This is a genomic window from Acinetobacter sp., from assembly GCF_036666595.1.
Classification (GTDB): Bacteria; Pseudomonadota; Gammaproteobacteria; order Pseudomonadales; family Moraxellaceae; genus Acinetobacter.
The window spans coordinates 1-543 of the sequence record NZ_JAVWVO010000141.1 but is presented as its reverse complement, the minus strand read 5'-3'; the positions used below and the strand labels follow the sequence as shown (position 1 = coordinate 543).

The window sequence follows — 543 nt, the reverse complement described above, 5'->3', positions numbered from 1 at the left end:
AATTAACAATGAAAGATGTAGATCAAGCTTAATCTTTTGCCTATTCACATGAGCTTACTCATGTGAATTAAAATTGATTAAAAAGGCTCTGAGCTTTGTCAAAGTGATAACTTTGGCTTGCTCAGGGCTTTTTTTATGGCATGATGTAAATTAAGAAATGCCAACAATCATTGCGATTATGCAAACATTTTATTTTTTTCAACATCAAGATGAACACCATACCTGTGTACAGCGAGAGAACAGCTCCCAAGCGGAACAACAGTTTATTTGGATTGATTGTACCCGTGAAGATGTAGTGAATCGTGCTGAACAATGGCAAAAAGAGATTTTGGATGCAACAGGTATTCATTTGAATGAATATCACATTCGAGATATTTTAAATATAGATCATCCTTGCGCATTTGATGCGATGGAAGAATATGATTTACTCATTTTCCGTAAGTTAATTACACCTGATGATCAAATTGATAAAGGTGAAATCGCAACGGATAAGTATGAAAGTGTCTATGGTTTGGCGACTTCACCGATTAGTTTTATTATTAC

At 34.4% G+C, this 543-nt stretch carries 1 pseudogene; it reads left to right on the top strand.

The features are described 5' to 3' along the window. Positions 1-178 precede the first annotated feature (178 nt). Positions 179-543 (top strand): annotated as a pseudogene (locus RR876_RS17260) (magnesium transporter); the annotation flags it as partial.